Source organism: Paraburkholderia sp. UYCP14C (assembly GCF_004197395.1).
In the GTDB taxonomy this organism is placed as follows: domain Bacteria; phylum Pseudomonadota; class Gammaproteobacteria; order Burkholderiales; family Burkholderiaceae; genus Paraburkholderia.
Map to the genome: position 1 here is coordinate 1 of NZ_SELS01000175.1, position 3,773 is coordinate 3,773.

The 3,773-nt window shown below is 49.8% G+C and carries 5 protein-coding genes and 2 pseudogenes; 5 read left to right on the forward strand and 2 right to left on the reverse strand.

Annotation, left to right across the window (positions count from 1 at the left end; translation table 11 throughout):
* Positions 1–70: 70 nt before the first annotated feature.
* A pseudogene (locus EVC45_RS43815) lies at positions 71–196 on the reverse strand (IS6 family transposase); the annotation flags it as partial.
* Positions 145–375 (reverse strand): annotated as a pseudogene (locus EVC45_RS43820) (IS6 family transposase); the annotation flags it as partial. The pseudogenes EVC45_RS43815 and EVC45_RS43820, both read right to left, overlap by 52 nt.
* 605 nt (positions 376–980) lie before the next feature.
* On the opposite strand from EVC45_RS43820, the gene EVC45_RS43825 reads away from it, so the two are divergent.
* The 5 genes from EVC45_RS43825 (at position 981) to EVC45_RS45990 (ending at position 3,514) form a co-directional block, all read left to right on the forward strand.
* Positions 981–1,856, forward strand: coding sequence for a hypothetical protein (locus tag EVC45_RS43825; protein ID WP_129964258.1), 876 nt, complete (start codon positions 981–983; stop codon positions 1,854–1,856).
* Positions 1,857–1,912: 56 nt separating this feature from the next.
* The gene (locus EVC45_RS43830; RefSeq protein WP_129964259.1) at positions 1,913–2,233 is read left to right on the forward strand and encodes a hypothetical protein; all 321 of its coding nucleotides are present in this window, start codon (positions 1,913–1,915) and stop codon (positions 2,231–2,233) included.
* A gap of 88 nt (positions 2,234–2,321) precedes the next feature.
* Positions 2,322–2,783, forward strand: a complete 462-nt coding sequence (locus tag EVC45_RS43835; RefSeq protein ID WP_129964260.1) for a helix-turn-helix domain-containing protein — start codon at positions 2,322–2,324, stop codon at positions 2,781–2,783.
* Positions 2,780–3,328, forward strand: a complete 549-nt coding sequence (locus EVC45_RS43840; RefSeq protein ID WP_129964261.1) for an IS630 family transposase — start codon at positions 2,780–2,782, stop codon at positions 3,326–3,328. The genes EVC45_RS43835 and EVC45_RS43840 overlap by 4 nt, the downstream gene beginning before the upstream one ends.
* 9 nt (positions 3,329–3,337) lie before the next feature.
* Positions 3,338–3,514 carry a hypothetical protein gene (locus EVC45_RS45990; RefSeq protein WP_168991669.1) on the forward strand — a complete coding sequence of 59 codons (177 nt, stop codon included), beginning with the start codon at positions 3,338–3,340 and terminating at the stop codon, positions 3,512–3,514.
* Positions 3,515–3,773 lie beyond the last annotated feature (259 nt).

Consider the following 3,773-nt stretch of genomic DNA (forward strand, 5'->3'; position numbering starts at 1 on the left):
ATGCGGTCCTGTTTGATCGATAAGCTTTCCTACCTATATGAGCTTTCTCAACCCGCTTACCTATTTGCACCAGAACCCGTTCGGCCATCATCTCAACCAGATCGCGAAGGCTGAGCTTGTAGCGCAGGTACCAGCGAACGCACAGAATGAGGTGCCGGGCTTGCGACGCGACGCTTTCACACGGTGTGCGAAGCACGCGCCGAACTTATCGCACCAGCGTCGTACCGTTTCGTAGCTGACGATAACCCCGCGCTCGAACAGCAGCTCTTCGATATCGCGCAGGCTGAGCTGGAACCTGAAATACCAACGCCCCGCGCAACTGATGACCGATGCGGGAAAGCGATGACCGTGGTACAGCGATTTTGCATTTTTCATCATGCGATCTTACCCGACCATCTCGATAACGTGACAATGCCTTTCGGCGCTGTCACGTTAAATTGTTCGCGGCGCAATTGCGGAGAGGACACGGATCTGTTCAGAAAACGGACGGAACCTCGGAATAGTAAGAAGCGAGGGCTAACTACCAATGTGACAATAACTTTTCCGGCTAATCTGCGCTTGCAGAGCCCGGACTTGTGTATAAGACGATACCTTCGGGGAGGTGGCATTCTATCTCGACCGGACAATGTCGACATATGTCGTCGAGACTTGAACAAACAGGACGACGACTTAGACAGTTTATCCTGCCTTGTCGGCTATTTTGGTGATTTAAAGCCGGGTGAACAGGTGGTGGTACATAGTTTGCTACGAACATCTAGGCCTCTAGGTGCATTCATGTAAGCACTGGGAAATCTACCGGGAATCGTGCATAGCGTTGGCACTATTCGCTTAAAACACCGTTAACAGAAGGCTGCCTCAAAAAGCGCAACACCTTACCATCCGGTAAGGTGCGGTGAATGACAAGAACGAAATGCCAACAACCACAACCGGAAGAGCGCATGCGCATCGCCGGCGTCATGTAGTGACTCTAGGAGTAGACCATGAAAAATGCGTTAAAATTAAATGTCATAGCGATATTTATACTACCAATCATTGTTTTTGCTAGTCCAAATGACGATCTTCCTATAGGTAGTTTTAATGGTAAGTTTGAACTTAATATCGAAGCTAGGCCATCAACACCATACGCGGCTATGCGTAACTATAATACGAATTTAACTGAGCAGGGCTCTGGCCCTGCATATCCCACAGCAGTATCGAGGCACCACATAATACCGCTCGACGTACTAAATCGATTTTACAATCGGCTTGCAGAGCTCAATCGATTTCCTAATGTTGGGGGTTTTTTTAATGCTTACGCAAATAACGTGCGCTTTTACGCAGGTTATAACGAGATAAATTGTGGCAATCTTGACATTGATCTTGTTAATGCTGGCAATTTAGCCATTGCCCAAGGCCTTTTTATGGCACAACCTGGAGGCCATGCAATGGCCCCGGGATTTGATACATTTGAGCAGTTTTACGCATGGCTTCCGGGCAACTTATTTATTGGCCCAAGCCCAACCATCCGTTCAGATGATCCGAGTACTCGAGAAGATCCGTTTGAAAGAAATGCTCACGTTATAGTCGGTGCCGAATATTTTAATGTGCTCTCCAGAGTATACCAAAACATGACCCGCTTTATTCGTGGTGACGATTCGGTGTTAAATTCAATATCTGTCGATTTAACTAGAGTAGCGCAACGAAGACAGATTTTTCCTTTAAACCCTCACAACTGGCTATACACACATGGTGAATATCGACTTAGAGATGATAATTCCGATAACGGAGGATATGCAATGAAATCTAAAGTTTCAAATAACGATGCATGTGTGGACATGTCCCCGACTCTATTGAAAAAAATAACAGCAATTCTCTAGCTTAACTATACGCGGTGTTTTCTTGAAGCGAACCGACCAACCAATGAGGTAAATACATGAAAAAATCAAAACTTATCTTTTTTTTGTTTTCGTCCTTGTCTGCTGGCACTGCACTCGCGGGTGAATATACTGAGACGGGGTACATAACTGAAGTTAAAGCAAATATTCAAGGTTCAGTCTGTGACATTATGCTTTCAGACATTTCTAGCGGGAAAAATATTCAAGGTGGAAGATGGCGTTGTGACAGCTATATGGGGCAAAATTTATTAGACGTTGCAAAGACGGCCAATGCGCTTAAGTTAAGAGTGAACGTCACGTTTGAAGGGAACGGTGCCCAATATAAACCTGTATACTCCATACACATCATTAATCAATAAGTGTGCACAGGGTATTGTCAACTAAGTGTTCCTGGTAAAACTGCTTGGATTTCGGTAACCTGGATTTTTTCCTGGTACCGAGGTGTCGATGAAATGCAGTGTGAAGCTTGTGAAGGTTGAGGAGATCACATTGCAGGAGATGGCGATCAATCATCGGTTCAAGAACACGCGCAGACGCGCTACTGGTCTTTTGATGCTTGCTCGCGGGGATAAGCCAAAGGTCGTCTGTGAAGCCCTCGGTGTGAGCGACCAGGCTGTCTACAACTGGGCTCACGCGTGGCGTATTGGAGGCGTTTGCGCGCTCATGGGCGGTCACAACGGTGGTCGGCCGCGTGCACTTCCCGATGACGTGGTTGCTGTCGCGCTGGAGATTGCGCGCGCCGAGCCGCTTACCCTGGCCCAGATAGCTCGACGCGTTGAGCAGGCACAAGCCCTGGCGCTGCCCTGCAAGATAGAAACGCTGGGTGAAGCCCTCAAGCGTGCGGGCTTCACTTTCAAGCGCAACCGCTTCTCGCTGAAAAAAAGCGCAATGAACAGGAGTTCGAGATGAAACAGGCCACGCTTGAGAAGCTTCAGGTCGCCGCGCGCGATGGCCAGTGTCGCCTGTTCTATTTCGACGAGGCCGGCTTTTGCGGATCACCGCCTGTGCAGCGTAGCTGGTCACCACGCGGACTGCCCCATGCCATTGAGCCCAATCCTCATTGCCGACGCAATGTGATGGGCGCACTGAACTTCGCTGAGAACAGTTTCGTCCATGCAGCAAGCAGCCATACGGTCAAAGGGCCTCACGTTGAGGGATTTCTCAATGACCTGATCTGTCAGGGCGATGGTAGACCGACCGTGATCGTGCTCGACAACGCGAGCATTCATCACGGGATCGATCAGGTCACACTGGACCGCTGGCTCATCGAACACAAAGCACTCCTGTTTTATCTGCCGCCGTACAGCCCCGAGCTGAATCTCATCGAGATCGTATGGAAGCACTTCAAGTACCACTGGCGGAGATTCGCGACGTGGACGAAAGAAACCATCGATGTGGAGCTGGAAATTCTGCTCAACGGATATGGTTCGAAATTCCAAGTCAATTTTTCGTGAACACTTAAGGTGATCTCGTCCATCGCGATTTCTATTGGTTTGATTGGTTTTGCCGCTGATCGCGGCATCGGTTGCGACCAGCTTGCGACGTCGGGGTTCGGGGAGCAATGGAACGGTTACGCAAAAAATCATACCGTTCCATTGCTTCCCGAAGCTCAATTTCTGGATCTTGAGACGCCTGGCTGACAAGGAATTCAAGGCCTGGGCGGTCGGCCGGTCGCCTGGCCGGTCACTTATTCCGTCGATTCGGCCGCTGCGGCCGGCGTAGCCGGTGTGACCCACGACGCCACGCTGCGATCGATGTGTGCGTGGCACGTGTAGAGCTTCGACGCGTTGCGACCGGGCATGTAGGCGATGGCAATCCGCGCGGTTCTGGTGCAAATAGGTAAGCGGGTTGAGAAAGCTCATATAGGTAGGAAAGCTTATCGATCAAACAGGACCGCAT

Bases quoted from the DNA above. Each gene is read 5' to 3' on its own strand.
- EVC45_RS43825 (WP_129964258.1), top strand. From the start codon at position 981: ATGAAAAATGCGTTAAAATTAAATGTCATAGCGATATTTATACTACCA.
- EVC45_RS43830 (WP_129964259.1), top strand. From the start codon at position 1,913: ATGAAAAAATCAAAACTTATCTTTTTTTTGTTTTCGTCCTTGTCTGCT.
- EVC45_RS43835 (WP_129964260.1), top strand. From the start codon at position 2,322: ATGAAATGCAGTGTGAAGCTTGTGAAGGTTGAGGAGATCACATTGCAG.
- EVC45_RS43840 (WP_129964261.1), top strand. From the start codon at position 2,780: ATGAAACAGGCCACGCTTGAGAAGCTTCAGGTCGCCGCGCGCGATGGC.